Source organism: Klebsiella sp. RHBSTW-00215, assembly GCF_014103785.1.
GTDB lineage: Bacteria > Pseudomonadota > Gammaproteobacteria > Enterobacterales > Enterobacteriaceae > Klebsiella.
In genome coordinates, this window is sequence record NZ_JABXQS010000001.1 from 6,002,886 (window position 1) to 6,019,683 (window position 16,798).

Annotated in this window: 21 protein-coding genes and 4 pseudogenes; 5 read left to right on the plus strand and 20 right to left on the minus strand. The window is 45.8% G+C overall.

The features are described from left to right. Position 1: 1 nt before the first annotated feature. From HV127_RS28560 to HV127_RS28575, 4 genes are all read right to left on the minus strand, one after another. The gene (locus tag HV127_RS28560; RefSeq protein ID WP_181485343.1) at positions 2 to 220 is read right to left on the minus strand and encodes a zinc ribbon domain-containing protein; all 219 of its coding nucleotides are present in this window, start codon (positions 218 to 220) and stop codon (positions 2 to 4) included. Between the two features lie 138 nt (positions 221 to 358). Continuing rightward, a complete protein-coding gene (locus HV127_RS28565) occupies positions 359 to 748 on the minus strand; it encodes a cell envelope integrity TolA C-terminal domain-containing protein (RefSeq protein ID WP_182207539.1) in 390 nt (129 codons plus the stop codon). Between the two features lie 48 nt (positions 749 to 796). Further along, positions 797 to 1,174 (minus strand): TonB family protein, encoded by a 378-nt coding sequence (locus HV127_RS28570; RefSeq protein WP_182207540.1) that lies wholly within the window; start codon positions 1,172 to 1,174, stop codon positions 797 to 799. Between the two features lie 342 nt (positions 1,175 to 1,516). Beyond that, the gene (locus HV127_RS28575; RefSeq protein ID WP_182240353.1) at positions 1,517 to 1,945 is read right to left on the minus strand and encodes a hypothetical protein; all 429 of its coding nucleotides are present in this window, start codon (positions 1,943 to 1,945) and stop codon (positions 1,517 to 1,519) included. A 269-nt stretch (positions 1,946 to 2,214) separates the two neighbouring features. Here HV127_RS28575 and HV127_RS31875 point away from each other — a divergent pair, with 269 nt between their 5' ends. Beyond that, positions 2,215 to 2,589 carry a hypothetical protein gene (locus HV127_RS31875; RefSeq protein ID WP_228727539.1) on the plus strand — a complete coding sequence of 125 codons (375 nt, stop codon included), beginning with the start codon at positions 2,215 to 2,217 and terminating at the stop codon, positions 2,587 to 2,589. Between the two features lie 18 nt (positions 2,590 to 2,607). Here the strand turns inward: HV127_RS31875 and HV127_RS28580 are convergent. Next, positions 2,608 to 2,943 (minus strand): annotated as a pseudogene (locus HV127_RS28580) (hypothetical protein); the annotation flags it as partial. Positions 2,944 to 3,006: 63 nt separating this feature from the next. Between HV127_RS28580 and HV127_RS28585 the strand changes: the two are divergent. After that, on the plus strand, positions 3,007 to 3,255 hold the full coding sequence (locus HV127_RS28585; protein WP_182240357.1) for a hypothetical protein: 249 nt from the start codon (positions 3,007 to 3,009) through the stop codon (positions 3,253 to 3,255). A 510-nt stretch (positions 3,256 to 3,765) separates the two neighbouring features. Here the strand turns inward: HV127_RS28585 and HV127_RS32060 are convergent. From HV127_RS32060 to HV127_RS31880, 3 genes and pseudogenes are all read right to left on the minus strand, one after another. Continuing rightward, a complete protein-coding gene (locus HV127_RS32060; protein WP_275944529.1) occupies positions 3,766 to 4,074 on the minus strand; it encodes a phage antirepressor KilAC domain-containing protein in 309 nt (102 codons plus the stop codon). A 42-nt stretch (positions 4,075 to 4,116) separates the two neighbouring features. After that, positions 4,117 to 4,362: pseudogene (locus HV127_RS32065) on the minus strand (KilA-N domain-containing protein); the annotation flags it as partial. A 20-nt stretch (positions 4,363 to 4,382) separates the two neighbouring features. After that, positions 4,383 to 4,553: pseudogene (locus HV127_RS31880) on the minus strand (DNA-binding protein); the annotation flags it as partial. A gap of 128 nt (positions 4,554 to 4,681) precedes the next feature. On the opposite strand from HV127_RS31880, the gene HV127_RS28595 reads away from it, so the two are divergent. Then, positions 4,682 to 5,599 carry a hypothetical protein gene (locus HV127_RS28595; protein ID WP_182240359.1) on the plus strand — a complete coding sequence of 306 codons (918 nt, stop codon included), beginning with the start codon at positions 4,682 to 4,684 and terminating at the stop codon, positions 5,597 to 5,599. Here the strand turns inward: HV127_RS28595 and HV127_RS28600 are convergent. After that, a pseudogene (locus HV127_RS28600) lies at positions 5,574 to 6,041 on the minus strand (terminase); the annotation flags it as partial. The gene HV127_RS28595 and the pseudogene HV127_RS28600 sit on opposite strands and share 26 nt — an antisense overlap. A gap of 144 nt (positions 6,042 to 6,185) precedes the next feature. On the opposite strand from HV127_RS28600, the gene HV127_RS28605 reads away from it, so the two are divergent. After that, on the plus strand, positions 6,186 to 6,434 hold the full coding sequence (locus HV127_RS28605) for an AlpA family phage regulatory protein (protein WP_182240361.1): 249 nt from the start codon (positions 6,186 to 6,188) through the stop codon (positions 6,432 to 6,434). A 67-nt stretch (positions 6,435 to 6,501) separates the two neighbouring features. On the opposite strand, the gene HV127_RS28610 is transcribed toward HV127_RS28605, so the two are convergent. The 10 genes from HV127_RS28610 to HV127_RS28650 form a co-directional block, all read right to left on the minus strand. Beyond that, complete coding sequence (locus HV127_RS28610) at positions 6,502 to 6,927, minus strand: DUF2971 domain-containing protein (RefSeq protein WP_182240363.1); 426 nt, start codon at positions 6,925 to 6,927, stop codon at positions 6,502 to 6,504. Positions 6,928 to 6,931: 4 nt separating this feature from the next. After that, positions 6,932 to 7,354, minus strand: a complete 423-nt coding sequence (locus tag HV127_RS28615; RefSeq protein ID WP_182240365.1) for a hypothetical protein — start codon at positions 7,352 to 7,354, stop codon at positions 6,932 to 6,934. A gap of 78 nt (positions 7,355 to 7,432) precedes the next feature. Continuing rightward, positions 7,433 to 7,744 carry a hypothetical protein gene (locus HV127_RS28620; RefSeq protein ID WP_101976188.1) on the minus strand — a complete coding sequence of 104 codons (312 nt, stop codon included), beginning with the start codon at positions 7,742 to 7,744 and terminating at the stop codon, positions 7,433 to 7,435. A 24-nt stretch (positions 7,745 to 7,768) separates the two neighbouring features. After that, positions 7,769 to 8,152, minus strand: a complete 384-nt coding sequence (locus HV127_RS28625; RefSeq protein ID WP_182240367.1) for a Rap1a/Tai family immunity protein — start codon at positions 8,150 to 8,152, stop codon at positions 7,769 to 7,771. Positions 8,153 to 8,154: 2 nt separating this feature from the next. Further along, entirely contained in the window at positions 8,155 to 10,722 is a 2,568-nt protein-coding gene (locus tag HV127_RS28630; RefSeq protein WP_182240369.1) for a hypothetical protein, read from the minus strand. Next, entirely contained in the window at positions 10,715 to 12,442 is a 1,728-nt protein-coding gene (locus HV127_RS28635) for a hypothetical protein (RefSeq protein ID WP_182240372.1), read from the minus strand. Before HV127_RS28635 ends, HV127_RS28630 begins: the two co-directional genes overlap by 8 nt. Continuing rightward, on the minus strand, positions 12,442 to 14,535 hold the full coding sequence (locus HV127_RS28640) for a transglycosylase SLT domain-containing protein (protein WP_228727514.1): 2,094 nt from the start codon (positions 14,533 to 14,535) through the stop codon (positions 12,442 to 12,444). Before HV127_RS28640 ends, HV127_RS28635 begins: the two co-directional genes overlap by 1 nt. Positions 14,536 to 14,580: 45 nt before the next feature. Next, complete coding sequence (locus tag HV127_RS31885) at positions 14,581 to 15,174, minus strand: hypothetical protein (protein ID WP_228727515.1); 594 nt, start codon at positions 15,172 to 15,174, stop codon at positions 14,581 to 14,583. Between the two features lie 12 nt (positions 15,175 to 15,186). Beyond that, complete coding sequence (locus HV127_RS28645; protein WP_142515474.1) at positions 15,187 to 15,387, minus strand: hypothetical protein; 201 nt, start codon at positions 15,385 to 15,387, stop codon at positions 15,187 to 15,189. Between the two features lie 90 nt (positions 15,388 to 15,477). Further along, positions 15,478 to 15,642 carry a hypothetical protein gene (locus HV127_RS28650; protein WP_182240374.1) on the minus strand — a complete coding sequence of 55 codons (165 nt, stop codon included), beginning with the start codon at positions 15,640 to 15,642 and terminating at the stop codon, positions 15,478 to 15,480. A gap of 198 nt (positions 15,643 to 15,840) precedes the next feature. Between HV127_RS28650 and HV127_RS28655 the strand changes: the two genes are divergently transcribed. Next, entirely contained in the window at positions 15,841 to 16,386 is a 546-nt protein-coding gene (locus HV127_RS28655) for a hypothetical protein (RefSeq protein ID WP_182240376.1), read from the plus strand. A gap of 156 nt (positions 16,387 to 16,542) precedes the next feature. Here the strand turns inward: HV127_RS28655 and HV127_RS28660 are convergent, their stop codons facing one another. Beyond that, complete coding sequence (locus HV127_RS28660; RefSeq protein WP_182240378.1) at positions 16,543 to 16,728, minus strand: hypothetical protein; 186 nt, start codon at positions 16,726 to 16,728, stop codon at positions 16,543 to 16,545. Between the last annotated feature and the right edge of the window lie 70 nt (positions 16,729 to 16,798).

Here is a 16,798-nt window from a genome sequence, read left to right on the forward strand (position 1 = left end):
ATTACTCTACAGCCACCCACTCCACGCGTTTTTTCGAAATGAGTCCGTGTCCGTTCTGGCAAAAATAATCTACCGCGCCACAAGCTTTTAAAACTTCCAGCGGCTTGTGGCAGTCCGGGCAGCGTGCTTCCACAATAAAATCTTTAGCACAACGATCGCAGTGCGCGATATTGGCTTGTACATCAAGCGGCGTATGGCAAACGGGGCAATTAAATTCCATGGTGACTCCTGACGACGTTTATATTCCATCATTTTATCACGTTTGCAGCGAGTGGGGACCGAGCAGCTGTTGTTGCAACTTGAGGATCATTAATAACAAACAGGCTATCCGTCCACCGCCGAGCTACCGAGTTTCGTTTTATTCACCCTGCATGCTGAATCGCGACTGAGAAAACGCATCATAGATTTTCTCATTTGTAAACGGCGCAAAAGTGGCCCGTTTAGCGGCATCAACCAGCGCGGCACAATATTGTTTGTTACCTTCACTTGTTCTGATGCTATTCAGTTGTCCATCGTAGCTAAAACTCACGTGTATCCTGCATTTTTTGCCCGTCCATCCGTAGCGATCGGGTAGCTGGGACTCTATAGACTCTTTAATCGCCCTCGCCTGCCTGCCATACTCATCTTTGTCAGTGAAACGCCCAGAACTGCAGTCCCCAAGCGCTGTTGTTTTATGGCAATCCGCAGGATGAAGCGGCGCACAGCCGCTGGTAAAGATGACCAAAATACCTATTATTATCTTTTTCATATCCCTGTTCCCATTCCTTTAAACGATTCCCCATAAAACGTATTCTTCTTATCTAAAAGGAACGCCCCTACTTTGAATGCTACCTGGCTGGTTTGGCAATGGCACCTCTACGGAAGACGGCCCCGGCCTGAAGTTAATGGTAATAATATTATTCCTCGAGGGTTTCCCTTTAACATATCGCCATTTTTTCATGGCGGCCCTGACCTCGTTATCAAACATTCCGGAAGGGTCGGCGCTTAACAATTGAACGTTAGTGACAAGGCCATTATCGTCTACATCAAATTGCGCCTTAACCTGACCTGAGATCCCTTTTTTCTCAGCTTTAGCTGGATAAACAGGCTTAATACGAGGCTCAATGGGTTGTGATTCAGCGGCATACGTTATGGGGATAATAAACAATATCAGGAGAGCTAAAAATCTTTTCATTTTGACCTCATGTCATAGAAGTATTAATCCTGATTAATTTTTCGCACATTTATACGCCGGCCTCAAGTAGGTTTATTATTAATCAGCGATTTGGCGATCCCGAGAAATAAAAAAGCCCGACAGATGCGGGCTTTGGGGTCTTCATTCAGGCGAATAGCTTATTTGCTTTTCTTGATATGAATAACAAATAAAGGATAACTTTGTTGATTTATAAGTAATTTGTTATTTATAAAATAGATTTGTGCACACCCATGTGTACACGAAAAACAAATGTGCTCATCTGCTCTGTGCGATTATCAGTCAATGGACGCTACTCAATACAATGCCTATCAGTGATTAAAATCACTCCTCGGCAGAACCGGTTATTTCTCCGGTTTTGTAGTCATAGTATGTTGTGTTTTCCATCACTCCCGCTGTATCACGATAATCTATTTGATTGCTCGCTAAGCAAATACACTCAAATTCCGCAACCATCTTTAGCAGATCCCAGTAGTAGGTATGATTTTCCGAGTGGTACAACCAGAAGCGAAACTTCATTCCACTGATGTCATGCGAGGGGAAACGTTGGGAATTCTCCAGCAGAATTTTGAAATCCTTCTCTCGAATCAACACTTCCGGTCCTATCCATGCGAGATCATGATTTGCATATCGCAAGGAGTGACTGAATCGCCGCCGGTTGTTAGACACTGGTTTATGCAGCTTTTTGACAACCAGAATATACGGTAGACCGAACGTAAGGGTAGTCCCTTCAATTTGAATCGGTTCGCCCATTTGTCGTATACCTCCCTCAAATCATTAGCTTTAGCAGAAACCTGCGCTACGGTCTACCGGGACAGCGTGCCATTTAGGACGGCATCAGCGACTTGCTAGGGCGCCTCGTAACACACAACAGGCTGAATTATTAAAGCTTTAACCTCTGGTTTTAGTGCCGCCATAATTCACCATCCGTCCTAACCTGTCCTAAATTCTCGCAACCACCAGCCAGCAAATCACGCCCCCGGAACACTGCGCTTCTTAATCCTTTGCAGATCCCGTTTTGCATAGGCCCGACCAGCCGCAAAAAGACGATACTCAGCTACTTTGAGCCGGATAACCTGGAATGGGTGATGGGCGAGCTCGGTGCGCCTCCTCTCGATGTGCCTGGTGTGTCCTACCTGCTTTACGGCATGAAGTCGTTCGACAAGCGTCATCGGCTCGAATCAACCCGGCGCACTCTCGAAAATATGGTTGCTGGTGGCCTACTGGAAAGGGTGACGGTGTACGAGCAACGGCAAAACACCACGCAGAGTAACGCGGATTCTCCCAGGGTCTGGTGTAACGTTGTGCGCTATGGTCTTCCGGGATGGTGCCGGGTAATAAGTGATACCAGTGGCGCTGATAATTCGATATCAGGCGCGTGCGTGCGGGTTGGCTGAATGCCGCGGCTATGTGTGGAGCCAGTGCGTTAACTCCCTAGCCCGTCGAGTATAACCGCGATGCGACATGCGGACATTAGCAATAACCTAGGCCGCTGCCTCAATTATCTGCCTCTCGGTTAACAGATTCTGAGAGGTTGTTTTGCTGTTAACCTGCCTGTTAACCTCTCTTTTGTTAACCAGCGTATCAGCCTTTGCTTTCACTTTTGCGGATAGGTCTTTCTCCCACCCTTCTTTCTTTGCCCGCTTGTTAATGGATACGTGGCTGATGCTGTGCTGCGATGCAATTTCACGGAGGGACATCACCTCGGCCCGGTACGCCGTTTCGATCGCCTCCCGGTCGGGCTTTATCATGGCTGCCTCACTACAAATTTAACTTTGTGATACATTAATCTTTCAACGACAAGGAGGAAGCTAATGTCTGATTTAGAGAAAAGAATTAAAGAGCTAGAAATTGAAAATGAAAAAATGCGTCTTGATATCCATGCTCTTCAAGTAGCAATTGTCACCATTTCAACAGTAATCAACGATGGCATCGTGAAGGTCCCGGAGTTGATGTCCAGTGAAGTTGAAAGCAGTCTTAAATTTAATGCGGAATTTCACCATGACGAGGATTACTTTAATGAACTAAAGACTCAGACCATTCATCTATTAGGCAAGAAATAGTTACCTCAAGTAACTATTTTATACACTGCGTACGGATGTATTCCTGCAGGTAGCTCACTTGCCCTATGATGGTGGCGATTCCGGCTCGATTTCTCTATATACATGCAAAATGTGTTGGTTCGGTTGGCTCAGTTGCCTCAAAACGTAAATACCATTGTTTTGTTTGAGTATTTTTTAAAAAATTGAACCAACACCACCTGATTTTGAACCAACATCTAGCGGATTGAACCAACATTCTACACATTGCGATTTTTTGAATAAAACCATGAAAAAACTACCTGAAAGCAGTTTGTTTGAATTGGCTGGAGTAAGCTGATTGGGTATTACGGTAGAACAGCCTCTAGCGGTTATGCGGGCCTCCATTTTGCCGGGCCATCTCAATGTAAGCACTCAGTGGTGGTACAAGACGCCGCAAGATTCACTCCATGTCTCAATCAGTATCTACCACTGACATATAGGCAAGTATCAGCAAGCGGTCATGCATATAGCCTTGTTCCGCCGTGCTCGTTTTCAGAGCACCAGCCCCATACTGACATTCAAAAACTGGGTTAACATATTTCCCTCCATTTTGAATGTTAAGACATCATTATAATTATTCACTTCTAGCTTTTTTTCAACAATCTGGAAGTGGTATTTCGGCTGCACCTGCAGAATTTTGGCCGCATTCGTGATGCACATACTGCATTCGGCTTTGGCGATGCGATCCAGTGCTTCGACGTCCGGCAGCATTTCATCAACCTTGTGTTCAAGAGCAATCACTTTTTCGGTATATACCAGGAGCGTACCGCGCAATAACTCTGGATCGTTCAGGGCCTCCATAGGATCACGATATGCCTGAAGCTTACCGGCTTTAAAATCAAGAAACGTTTGGTTAACCTGCAGACGGAACGACGGAGAGATCCACCCGGCGTATTCAATAGCCAACAGTTCATGGGCGAAAGTGCCGCCGTTTCTGCCTTCATCAGATACTATGCAAATCTGCACAGTTTCTTTTTCCAGCTCGGCTAGTAAAGATTTAGCTGTTTGAGTACGCAACCACTGGGCTGGGGCTTTGTTAGCGCCAAGACCACTCGCTTTATGTAACGCATTCAGGTTGAAGCGCCCTGCGGAATCAGTATCAACACCTTAAACTCAGGGCTGAGCTGGGCAACGACAATGATGCTGTCGCGCTTTCCTTGTTCACCTTCGAAAAGATAAAACGTAACCGGGCGTCCGGCAGTAGCCTTTTCCCCCAATGGGGGTAAAGCAATTACACCGCGGTCTGCCAGTCTATCTATAGACAGCTTACCCTTGTTATGATGGCTATTTACTAAGAATTTTCCATCATTGCTTCAGTTTCGTCCGGTTCGCTGGGCATTTTTTTGATGACTAGAAATTACCTTATAGGTATTATTTATGATATTTCATAACAATACTGGGATGAACAATGCTCGACTTCATTAGGGATCTCTATGCATCATTCAGACAAACATCCTTAGAAAGGGTAAAAAGCCCTGTTCTTGGTGCATTCGTGTTTTCATGGATTGGATTCAACTGGCAAATGCTGACCATCCTTTTTTTCAGCACAAATAAAATAGAAGACAGAATAGAGTATATAAATAAAACATTTGATATTGGTTCTTACTTGCTTGGACCAATTGTAACAACTGCCCTAATTTGCTTTTTATTACCAAGAGCCAACAAATTAGTTGCTACAACTCAAGACAAACCAAACTCTGATACTATAGAACTGACACTTTCATCGAAGATTAAAATAGCAGAACAACAACAACGTATAGCAGAAATTGAGGCTCGAAAAAAACTTGCAGAGAAAAAAGAAGATAAATTCATCGAGGAGAGTATCCATCAGACTAAAAATGAAAATTTACATCTTAAAAGTGAAATAAAAAAACTTGAAGATATTATAGAGCTTAAAACACAAGAAATAAAAGACATCCAAGAGTTAAGATTTAAAGATGCGAATAAGATAGAGGAACTAGGCAACCAAATAAATAACTCCAAACTGGAAGTAATGAATGCATCTGAGCAAACCAAAGCTTTAACCATCGAAAATATAGAATTAAAAACCAACTTAAAAGAATACAATAAAGCAGTTAGTTTAAATAATAAGATATTTTCAGAGAAAGATGAGAAAATACAAACATTGGAAAGAAAGTTAATAAGAAATGATGAGTATCAAACTCTGTTAGTAAAAAACTATCCAGCATACTTTGAAATAACTACAAGTAATGGTGATCAAATGATTCATGTCACTGAATCACTTACTAATGATTATGCTCAAAAATACAGGTTACCGTATGCGAATGAAAGCAACCCAGTTAAGCATAAGGATCATAATCAATAATCGCCTTACCCTGCTGACTTTGCTGTCCATAGTTGAACTGTTTCTTCACAACAGGGGAAGCGTAGGTCAGCACATAGGCGTCGGCATCGTTTGGCGAGCGTCCAAGCAGCTCTTTTACTTCGTCCTTTTCCTGCAGAATCTTCCGGCTGTCCTTCAATCTCACTTTGTACTCTGGTGCGCTAAGTTCATCGGCCAGGTTCTGACTATCCAGTTGCGCACCAAGCTTTAGCGCATCACGAGCGGATTTGTACATCTCGCCGTGCTTATTGAGCATCTGCGTGTCGGTAGATGCGCCACCGAACGGTACAATCTGCCATGCCCGTCCCCAGCCGTTACCGATGGACTTGAGGCCGGTACCGTATCCGAAGTCGATAAATACCGCATCTGCTTTGTATTCGTCCTCAAAGCCGGCGATACGCTTTGCCATAATCAGATCGTCTGTGATCTTGGTTGGCAAAACAGCAAATGAATAATGTCTGGCCAATCGTATCCACAACAGCACATAACCAAGAATAATCCTCTGCATTTCTGACATAAAATTTGCTAAAAACACCACCATTTTTGATCCATTTGGTTGAAATAATTAATGAAAAAAGCTTTTGGTAGGAAAGAGTTGTTGCTGGTGGTTCCCTTATCTATGAGTACAATCGATCGCCTTGAACACAAAGGACAATTTCCAAAACGCTTTTATATTACCGAGGGACGCTGTGCCTGGGATGGTGATGAGATCGCGCAGTGGCTAGACGAAAGAAAAGCGGCCAGTCCGAAAAAATTCTCTGGAAAAAAACCGCCTATTGACAAGAGAGCATTTCGCCCAGTGGGTAAGGCAACGTGATACAACTGGCGCAGGGAAGCGCCGATGACCTCGAAAAGCGATAGTTGATTAAAAATTACTCTGGTGTTTATAAACTCCCATATATTTTGGAACGGTTAACTGGTATATCTAAATCATATTTTTTACATACTAATTTCACTAATTCAAAAAACCAATTAGGTGCATAAGGCGACACTCTTATCTCCTGTATTAAATTTGTGATATCCAAATTTACCTTTGTACCAAAATCAGACCTCTTTTCTTTAAACTGACAGAGAGGGTTATAACCAATAAGTCTGACTTCTTGTTCATATGTATAAAAGTTAGATTTGTGCATAAAAGGAGCTAGATCGTGCTCAATTTTAAACGAATCAGTATCGTGAGATATGTATTCGACTTTGGCGATAATCATCTTATAGCCGTCAGGGGGGGCAAAACTTGATTTTATTTTTTCAAGATTGGTAACTATGCATACCGAACTTTCCGATTCACCATAAATTTTCCACATCGCCATGCTCTCATGCATGTTTGCATGTTTGCATGTTTGCATGCCAGCAGCTCACATCGATCCACTCTTTGTATTGTTTATTAATATCATCAAAACCTAATTCATCATTAGGAAAATTGCCGAAAACTGTTTTGTTAATTCTTTTTTCTATACTTTCTTGTATTTCTATTGTTTTTCTGTCATGTTCAATTTTTTCTTCAGGCGTTAATCTTTTTACTCTTGGCCACAAATGGTTCATTGCAAAATCCAACTTCATGGCGCTGCCATCATTTAATAACCTGAACTCTAAACTTAAACCTCCTTCATTTTTATCTTCAAAACCAACTGCTTTCGAAAGAAATATTTTATTAGTTTCAATCAGGTCCATGAATTTTGAAAAGTTCATATACTTTTGAAGTTCAGTAACATCACTGAAATCACCTGCCGTTTCCATATAACAACTCCATTAAGATATAATAATAAGTCAATAACTGAGCACGTTACAAAAAAGGCCCTCATAGTGGGCCTTTTGTTAGTAACCTTTAGCCTTGCGGTTATATTCTTCGACAACTCTGTTTGCCTTGTCTATCGCTTCCTGCTGTGACTCTTGAATCCTTTTCATATCAGAGTTGGAGTCTTCGAGATACTGCTTTGCCTTCTCAGTATAATCGGCAACCTGGCGGCGATAGTTTTCCCAAGCATACTGATCGTCAGTGTATGGCGGGGATGGCTCCATCTCAGAGAAGGCAGGATACCCACCAAACCCGAGATTGCTGCCCCCCATGACGATCGCCGATGCTGAAAAAGGTAAGGCCAAGCAAAACAAAATAATGAAATTGCGCATTAGCACCCCTCGTGACATGTCACGCTATTTATTGTTCATCCATTTTGGTGGCTCTTTACAACGAAACGATGTCTGCATAGCGGAAATAACTAAGCTTTCAGCTGAATTAACTCGCTGACTAGGGTTATCGTTTAAGTATTTATAAACGACATCGGCATATGTCTGTAACCGCCCATTAGGCTGACAAAAAACCTGAGCGCCTTCAGCCCCGTATGCATCAATGATTGACGCCACATACCCCATGAATACGCCAGCCTGAAGCTGGTTATCAGGCGTGATGGGAACCCCTTGCTCAGCTTTTTTATACTCCAGGGCATATTGGTATAGCTGTTGACCATTGTAGAACTTTGCTTCTGCTGGTAACAAAAATGAGCAAAAAAGAGCGCAAGCAATATATTTGGCATTCATTATTATTTCCCTAACATGAATTGCGACGGTGGTAACATAAAGGTATTACCCTGATCTTTCTGTACACGCTGCTCATAGCGCTCAAGAGAACCAGGTGATAACCATTCCTGCATGCGGTTCAGAATAAGATAGTCCATTCCCTGACGCACACCAAGCAGATTGAGGAACGGTGTATGGTTGATACCGAAACGGAGAAAATCTCCGGCCTTTGCATCGCCATCTCGGGCCTGCAGGTACAGGTTCCGTAGCTGATCCACATCTCCTACAAATGGCCCGGCCAGGCTGGATGCCATGCCCCCACCGAAACGGTTATATTCGCCGAAAAGGAAATCCCCCATCAAGCCGGCACCACCACCTTGTGCCATCGCTGCCATGACTGATTTATGATCCAGTGGTCGCGGTGTTTGCCCTTTTGCCATGAGTTTTGCCTGCATGGACAGATATCCAAAGGCAGTCATCCATACGAACAATTGAGCAAATCCCTGCCATTCCCCGTTACCTGCAAACATCACTTTGGCCAGCGCCGGTAGCTTACTCTGCCCAAGGGCCGCCGGCGTGTAACCACGGCCGTACAACTCCCTTCCCAGGGTATTCTGCATAAACGACGCTGTGAAAGATTTGAACTGCATCATCATTCGTACGGCTTCACCAACCGGCGTGCCTGGTACAGTGCCAAATTTAATTAGCGCATTTGTTCTCGCCCCTGGCTCGGACATAGCAACCTGAATACGATCGAGATAGTAGCCTCGGAGTTTACCTGCAAGGGTTTCCCGCGCATTGGCGATCGCCGCCGAACTGGCCTTGATGTTCTGCGTCGCAAGATATTTTTCAATGTCGTGATCGGGGATAAACTGAACACCATTAGGGGTCATATGGCTGTTACCGTTCAGTTCGTCCATCTGCATATTACGGAATACCGACCACTCATGCTCACCGATACCACTTATTTCAAGTACGCGGCGGAGTTCGGGGTTCAGCTTTGAAAACTCACTGCCAGCATTACGCGCCATCCAGTTGGACATGATAAGGCCGGCGCCCGAACGCCCGTTTTCGGTCCACCAGTTAAGCAAGTTGTATTTGAAAAACTTCTGCTGAAGACGGGCTATTTTTCCGGGGACAGAAGTATCTCCCGAAAATTTGGAGATCACTTCATTGCGCACTGCATCAAAACCGATCCCCATATAACTGAGGATTTCTTTTTTCTCTTCGCTGCTGTAGCCCTGCAACTTGGCCACAAGGTTTTTACTCATTGCCTCATAGATATTCATGCCCTGATATCGCATTTCCATGGACATGTTGCCTATATCATTAAGGGATGAAAGCGTTGCGCCACCCAGCTTCGTCATTCCCTCAACTGCTCGAATACTGGCGCCCATTTTTGCCAGGGTTGCGTTCCCTGGGATATTGGTAAGCCCCATGACCTCATCAAGCTGCTGTTTGAGCATACGGAACTGACCGTTAAGATCAGCCACTGCAGCGGGGTTATTTGTCTTTTTAATACGCTGCAACTGATCATCAAAAAGACGCTGAAACATGTGCTCAGGATTTGTTCCGAGTACCCGCATCAGTCCGGTTGTTTTTGCTGCACTATCCAGAGAGGCAATGACAGATTCGCGAATATTCCCGGCGCCGTACAATTTGTTGTATTCGAACCAGGCATCACCACCGGGCTTAAAAATGAGTTCACGCTCCTGACTGGCTCGTTTGGCTATATTAGATCCGCCACCTTTGAAGCCCTTCAGCCACTCTGAGGCGGGCTTGTAAGTCAGGTGTGTTCCCGATGCCAGGTTGTTATAGACGTTTTGTAGGTACTCTTCGCGATTAGATATGCCTTCAAAAGTACCATCATCCAGCCGCGGCAGAATAAAATCACGCCATCCCTCGTATCCTGCGGCTCTGATTTTGTACATGTCGTGGCTCTGGCGAGTGATATATCCCGCCAGCTTACCTACCCATGCGCCGGCTCGATTTTTATCAAGACGCGTGACTTCATTCCACTTCATTATGACTTTGCCAAGTGCTATCGCCTCTTTAGGGAGACCATCGATAGACTCTCTGCGCCCCATACGGTCAATAGCTCGGGCTATATCAAGATCGTACTCACCAGATGAAAAGGCTTTTTCGTAACCTGTTTTATCGATGTCGTGAAAGAAACCACCGTTGTATTTACCGCTCAGTTGCTCCTGCTCCCTAGCTACTGATTCACGGGTTCCGGTCGCATATTCATTACGCCCGACCAGAATGGAAGACAGAGTGATATCAGGGCGATCTGCTGCGCCTTTGCCAAAACGAGTATTGTTGAGAAAGGCCGAGTGTTTTTTGTAAAGACGGAGGTTGATCAGCTTCTGCTGAGTTTCAATGGCTTTTGCCAGCCTCTCGGATTTCATTAACTCCTCAGCAGCCTGCAGCGCAGCCCCCTCATTTGAAATAGCGGCATTCTCAGCTTTGATCCGCGCTATCGTATCATCCATGTTGTTAAATAAGCTCTGCATCTCTTCATCGGTCAGGGTACGACCGGCGGCATCATTTACTGTTTTTTCGCATGCGGTGAGAAAAATATTTTCAGCCATTTAGTTTCCCTATACGGCACATGGCCGCAGCTTTGATTGCTTTTTCCATGGAGGTATCAGCGGCCTCATGGTCAACCTGTTTCGTTAATGCGGCAAACTCTGGATCATCAGAAGAAATAGCTTCGTTAATCTGGCGCGTATAATTCAGGTTTTCTTCTGCTTGCCTCAATGCGTCATCAGTAGTCCCTGATTCACCAGCGGACTTTATCTGGTTATCAGCTGAAGCACTGGCCACCACATCGTCTTGCGCAGCCGGAATGCGGCGAGGCAAAGACAGATCCTCAATAGCTGTAATTTTTTTCTTCGGGTCTGCCAGGTTGAGAAACGGCTCGATATTTACATCTTCTCCTCTGCGCATTTGCGCTACCGCCGATCGCATAGCTTGATTGCGCACCATCCAGTCAGCCTCACCTAACTTCTGAGCTGCACTTTTGACACCTTGCGCAACCGGGGATTGTCGGAGTGACAAGCGGATCTCATCGGCTCGCCGGGAGACTTGCTGTGCAAGCGGTTCGGGAAGTTCCCCGCGGGAGATAGATGCAAGTTCCTGCGCCGCTCTGGCACCGTCCTGGTGTTCTCCAATACGAGAATTCAGTTGTTCTACCTCTGCCTGTAACTGCTGGCGGCGGTTATCAAGTTCAGCCTGCGCAGCTGCACGCGCTTCCCTGAACTTCATCCTTTTCCCCTGATACTGTTTAGTAAGCTCGGGCAACGATGCATCAAGAGAGCCAATATCTCTGGTCAGGCTTTCAACCTGGCGCTGAAGTTCACCAACACCTGTTATCTGCCGTGATGCCAACTCCTGAAGATTATCGGCATAAGAAGGGACAACATCGTTATAGGCCGTTTGCTGCGTATAGTTCTCGCGGTAATGATCGATGCTTCTGATCAGGTCATCTGCCGGCGCTCTGGCGAGATATGTTGGCGAATCAGGAAATATGCCCGGTTGCATAATTAATGGTTCCGCCGCCGGCGATTCGATGAGGAGACCATTTTCCGGAGATGATGATTTTTCGGTTGCTGCACCTGGTACTTCATTTACCCGGGAAGTGGACATATCACGAGCTCGCAGCGCATCTGCCACAATCCCACCGCCTGCGTGAAGAATACCACCACCAATTGTTCCAAATAGAAAGTTGGAAGCGTAATCACCCATAGTAAAATCATTACCCTGAGCTGCTTGTCCTTCGGCAACCAGCGGCATTGTTGCCGCTGTCTGTGCTGCGCCATAGGCACTTCCCTGTAGAAAACGTTGGCCAGCACGGCCAAGAAGTGTTGCGGCTCTGGCCTCACCAACAAAGGGGATAAGTCCTATTAAGGCATTACCCGGATCTGCCATATTGCCCATCAGATTAGCCATATACTTCAGTGGAGTTGCAACAGTACCGGATGGAGCGCCTTGTAAGATTTGTTGCCTGTTGAGATGAGCCTGATGGTCCTGAATAACAGCGTCAACATAAGGCTTTGTTAACCCCTCCGCAGGAACATTGATTGATTCAATTTTATGTTCACCAAATAAACGCCTAGCATCCTCTTGGTTATATCGCTCTGCACTGGGATCAATATTCAGCCGGGCAAGGCGTGATTCCTCACCCCATGATACGAATGGGCCTTCGTTGAATCCTTCAGAAACAGACGCGCCAAGCGAGCGCAATAGTGGCTGCTTACCCTCGACTGGCAATGGGTTGTTGCTAAGCGGGGCACCAGTATAGAACGCCATTATTGGCCTCCTCTCGTATTCAGAGCATCGCGCAATGTATTTGACGGGCTGTCAGTCTCTTTTTGAGGTAGTGGACTTGTCGCATCCTGGCCCCGGAGCACCCTGAAGGCATCGGACATAGTGGCATTAACATTCGGTGTATAGAACTCCGATGGAGGAGTAACTTTGCGTTTTTCGCCCATCCAGTTAAGAACTGCGCCGGTTGTGCTCGGTTTTGCAATTCCAGATTTACTGGCATCAGCAAAGCTCACATGGATAGGAGCACCGTGCTGATCCAGAATAGGAGTGCCGTTAACTGTCAGATAAACACCCTGCTCATTTTCGTCTGTCACCCATTCAGCGCTATTCTGTATCTGCGCAAGGTTATTCGCGGCATTCTGCTCTGGCGTCATTGTTGGGATATAAAACATACTCCGGCTGCCAATATCATCTATCTTAAGGCTGTTGACGATATTACTCAGACCATCGGTAACATTATTCTCTTTCAGTCCCAGGTTGTTAGGCATTCGCCATGTATCAGTGACCGTATAATGATCGCCGATCATTTTTTTATAGGCTTTTTCTGTTGCAGCCTGAGCATCTTCCCCCGATGCCATGTAGTAATAAGCCAGGCGCTTCCCTTGCTCATTGATATCAGCAAGCGTTTCCGCTCCACCTTGTCGCTGCAGGCTGAATGTCGGCGATGCTGCAGAAATTAGAGAGTTCCAGGCCACGTCTACACCTTTGGCTTGTTCTCCAGCGTTCTTCTTCAGCTCTTCAGTCTTCACATTGCGGATGGTAAACATCGTGTCAGCAGCATTAGGGTCGTTTATCGCTGTAGCAACCCTTACTGCCGCTTTGGTTTTTGGCTGCAACTGTGCTACGACAGAGTCACCGTAACGGCCAAAGCCAGAGATAATTCCTTTCAGGTCAGAAAAGTTCATATTGCCGCTATCAACTTTTGCCGATATTCCGTCAACTATGCTCGCTGGTAATACACTTTTGCTTCGGATCCCAAGTCGCTCTTTTTCTGCCTGAATGCGTGAGGCCAGATATTCACCGGTAACCTGACTATTTTGATACTGCTGGAAGGCTGATTGAACTACCGGAGAATATTGCTGTAACCAAGTACCAGGATCAGCTTCGCGGGCATCATGAACCTGCTGAAGTTTTGACACAGCAGAAGCATAAAGCTCACTCTTATATTTGGAATCTGTCTCATCCTGCTTGGGTTGTATGGACTGAACGGCCGCGAGACCTTGCTGATAATTACCTTTCACGATGGTCTGGTAGACGGGTTGCAGACTCATAGCCTGTTGATACTGCTGATAGGTTTTCTCCAGTTGCATACGCTCAGCGGGCGAAGCCTGCAAAGGCATTACCCCTGCCCATTTCTGTGGCGTGACTGGATTAACTGAACCTCCAGCTTCAAGTGTTACCATGTCATTAAGCATCTGACTCTGCAGCGCTACACGGCCAGCAGCTGCCTGCATATCGTACATGCCTGCAACTTTACTCATCATGGCGGATTTGTTCTGTGGACTCATCGCATTCCAGAATGGCTGGTTGATGAGGTTTTCCATTGTGGCCTGGTCTGGAATCGCCAGCGCACCTCCGGTAACTTTCGCTACATAGTTGCGGGTTTCCTCGTATGGAATTGCCGCAGCGAACTGTTCATTGCTTATATCCCCAGTACGCGGGTCACCGATTTTTGTGAGACCTTCGTTCTTGCCTGTTTTATTGGTCCCATTAATCCAATCATCAATGATTCCGGGACCAGCATTGTAGGCGGCAACAGCCAATACGGGATTGTTACCGTATTTATTCATCTGCGCGCCGAAATATGCTCTTCCAAGTTGTGCATTGTAGCGAGGATCGTTTAACCACTTATCACGGTCCCACGCTAAGCCAGCCAGGCGTGCGGCTTCGGGCCCGGTACCTTCAGTAACCTGCGCGACACCCACAGCACCTTTTGGTGAGACCAGAGGAGAGCCGTCTTTACCGTACTGGTTCCCGCCAGACTCCTGCCAGATCATAGCGGAGAAAAGTTGCGATTCACTTGGCGTATCGGAAACCTCGATTCTCCCATTCGGCCCAAGTAGTTGCTGATACATTGGTGTATACCAAGATTCGCTCGCCCGATTTGCTGCTTGCTCACGCTATTGAACCCATTTTGATTCGATCTCTTCGGGGCTTTGTCCATGCACTTGGCCATAAGCCATAATTGAGGCTCTGGCATTCAATGCTGATTGGTTGAACAACTGTGGATTAGATATAGCTTGCTGAGCTTGCAAGGATAAATAACCGTCTTGCTGGCCGGACTCATACTGCCTACGTTGTCCTAATTCATGCCGCTCTGCTTGAGTGGCAAATTGCATTCGCTGCTGTTGAGCATGCTTTAAGAACACATTTCGTGCGGACTCAGGAAGTGTGCCAGCAATAGTTTGCATCTCGTTATCAAATTTCTGGATATACCCAGGAGCCTGACCAATGGCATTTTTCCCCTGAAGAGTCATCAGACCTTCCTTGGGATCATCCATCAATCCGCTCCCAACAGCATAAAGCCTTTGAGTCGCATCTTGGGTCAGTGCAAGGTCCGCTTGCTGTTTAGCCTGGCCGAATACGTCAAGTGCCTGGTTGCCTACGTTTACCAGCGCATCGCTGATATTTGGCTGAGCAACGGCCTGAAATCCTCCGGTCTGCACGCCGCGGCTTTCAACCTGGCGGCCTTGTACAGTTGGCACTGTTGGCATAACGAGACCTCCTTATGGTTTGTTTCTTTGGATAAAACATAAAGCATCCAAAACACCGCATGGATAATCCGGAATGTATGATTGAGCAACGCTGTAGACAGTACTGTAACGCTGAAGTAACTCTAAAATGAGCTGTCGTTCTTCAGGTGGTAATTTATCAGCCAGTGTTTGAACTTGCTGAAGCAACTCTTCATCAGTGTTATTCGTTTTCATAATTACCTTTTTTAACCTCAAAATGTTTAACATATGCATGAAAAACAAACAGATGGTTGATTTACCATTGCATTGGAAGTATTTGTACTTTTACCCCAGATGCCGCAACGCTTTATCTACCAGCCCCCTTGCGATTTCATGGATAGTTGGCGCAACGCCGATACCTGATTGCTGGCGCTGCTTTTCCTGAATTTTTCTGATTGCCTGAATTTGTGCCTCGCTGAGCAAGACAGGTTTGACGGACTGTTTTGACATGACCACCTCTTGATATTTATACAGTTATTTTAATTTCACTTAATGAAATGATCATTGTTTATATTGCAATTAATGAAAGAATAAATTCGATCGTTATCAGAAAGGAAATTGATTGTTTTATAGACTTTTGAGGAGTACTTAACGAAGATTGCGTAATGACTTGTCGCCGCTGAGTCTCAACTTAACAAGGAAGACCTGATGCCCTTACCCGAACGTTTTAAGCCAGCCAAGATAAATCGCCAGAAACTTAAAGAACTAACGGACGCAGCCGAAGAAATGCTGTCGCAAATTGATAGCGGTGCTGACGAAGATGATGAAGAGCTAAAAGCGATGATTGATGACTGGAACAGGCAGGTAGTTAATCCGTATGAATTCTCTGATTTCCGTGACTTTTCGTCATGGACCGACGCAAAGAACTTTACCCGGATGGCATTTAATCAGGAGAAAAACGTTGCGGATTTAACCTGGGATGAACTCGTTCAGATAATTAGTTTCGTGTGCAATGCTGAAGGCAAGGAATCGGAACAAAGCTACGCGCTGGGATTGCTGGAGATAAACTTTGATGCCAATCCGTCCGATCTCATCTACTGGCCTAATGAATGGTTCCAGAATGAAGACATGCTCCATGTAGATTTGACGCCTGAAGAAATAGCCGGATACCTGATGGCAAGGTCTGGCCGGCTTCTAAGCGATGCGCCACAAATCGACCTGAGATACCCGCTACCTCCCGGCGCAGCAAGTTAACGCTAAGAGATATCAACCCTGATGTGCCTATACATAGCCAGAACACGTCAAACCTGCCTATAGATAGGCAGGACACACCATTCCTGCCATACATAGCCAGAACACACCGTTTCTGCCTATAAATAAAATATAGGCATTTTGATGAGGCTTTTGATTTTACATGTAGCGTTGAAACTGCCACGCAGCAACGGCCACCAGCATGAACAGAACGACGAGGACAACGCCCAGCACCCTGCACCTCGTATAGAGTGCCGCTACTGCAGAGAGACCAATTAGCGTCAGAGTGACTGGCCAAGCGGCAATTGCCGTCAGGTAGGCCACAATCAGGTAGTCTTTTATCATGAATATCCATTTGGCTCGCATCCAAGTAGCCGAAAGCCTTTCTATTGAGCTGAACACTGATCATTATCCA

What these genes read in the sequence shown, in the direction of transcription:
- HV127_RS28625 (WP_182240367.1), bottom strand. Translation starts at nt 8,152, where the DNA reads ATGAATGCCAAATATATTGCTTGCGCTCTTTTTTGCTCATTTTTGTTA.
- HV127_RS28645 (WP_142515474.1), bottom strand. Translation starts at nt 15,387, where the DNA reads ATGAAAACGAATAACACTGATGAAGAGTTGCTTCAGCAAGTTCAAACA.
- HV127_RS28605 (WP_182240361.1), top strand. Translation starts at nt 6,186, where the DNA reads ATGAAAAAAGCTTTTGGTAGGAAAGAGTTGTTGCTGGTGGTTCCCTTA.
- HV127_RS28655 (WP_182240376.1), top strand. Translation starts at nt 15,841, where the DNA reads ATGCCCTTACCCGAACGTTTTAAGCCAGCCAAGATAAATCGCCAGAAA.
- HV127_RS28560 (WP_181485343.1), bottom strand. Translation starts at nt 220, where the DNA reads ATGGAATTTAATTGCCCCGTTTGCCATACGCCGCTTGATGTACAAGCC.
- HV127_RS28615 (WP_182240365.1), bottom strand. Translation starts at nt 7,354, where the DNA reads ATGGAAACGGCAGGTGATTTCAGTGATGTTACTGAACTTCAAAAGTAT.
- HV127_RS32060 (WP_275944529.1), bottom strand. Translation starts at nt 4,074, where the DNA reads ATGGAGGCCCTGAACGATCCAGAGTTATTGCGCGGTACGCTCCTGGTA.
- HV127_RS28650 (WP_182240374.1), bottom strand. Translation starts at nt 15,642, where the DNA reads ATGTCAAAACAGTCCGTCAAACCTGTCTTGCTCAGCGAGGCACAAATT.
- HV127_RS28575 (WP_182240353.1), bottom strand. Translation starts at nt 1,945, where the DNA reads ATGGGCGAACCGATTCAAATTGAAGGGACTACCCTTACGTTCGGTCTA.
- HV127_RS28620 (WP_101976188.1), bottom strand. Translation starts at nt 7,744, where the DNA reads ATGCGCAATTTCATTATTTTGTTTTGCTTGGCCTTACCTTTTTCAGCA.
- HV127_RS28640 (WP_228727514.1), bottom strand. Translation starts at nt 14,535, where the DNA reads ATGTATCAGCAACTACTTGGGCCGAATGGGAGAATCGAGGTTTCCGAT.
- HV127_RS28595 (WP_182240359.1), top strand. Translation starts at nt 4,682, where the DNA reads ATGCTCGACTTCATTAGGGATCTCTATGCATCATTCAGACAAACATCC.
- HV127_RS28570 (WP_182207540.1), bottom strand. Translation starts at nt 1,174, where the DNA reads ATGAAAAGATTTTTAGCTCTCCTGATATTGTTTATTATCCCCATAACG.
- HV127_RS28635 (WP_182240372.1), bottom strand. Translation starts at nt 12,442, where the DNA reads ATGGCGTTCTATACTGGTGCCCCGCTTAGCAACAACCCATTGCCAGTC.
- HV127_RS28610 (WP_182240363.1), bottom strand. Translation starts at nt 6,927, where the DNA reads ATGGCGATGTGGAAAATTTATGGTGAATCGGAAAGTTCGGTATGCATA.
- HV127_RS31885 (WP_228727515.1), bottom strand. Translation starts at nt 15,174, where the DNA reads ATGCCAACAGTGCCAACTGTACAAGGCCGCCAGGTTGAAAGCCGCGGC.
- HV127_RS28565 (WP_182207539.1), bottom strand. Translation starts at nt 748, where the DNA reads ATGAAAAAGATAATAATAGGTATTTTGGTCATCTTTACCAGCGGCTGT.
- HV127_RS28630 (WP_182240369.1), bottom strand. Translation starts at nt 10,722, where the DNA reads ATGGCTGAAAATATTTTTCTCACCGCATGCGAAAAAACAGTAAATGAT.
- HV127_RS28660 (WP_182240378.1), bottom strand. Translation starts at nt 16,728, where the DNA reads ATGATAAAAGACTACCTGATTGTGGCCTACCTGACGGCAATTGCCGCT.
- HV127_RS28585 (WP_182240357.1), top strand. Translation starts at nt 3,007, where the DNA reads ATGTCTGATTTAGAGAAAAGAATTAAAGAGCTAGAAATTGAAAATGAA.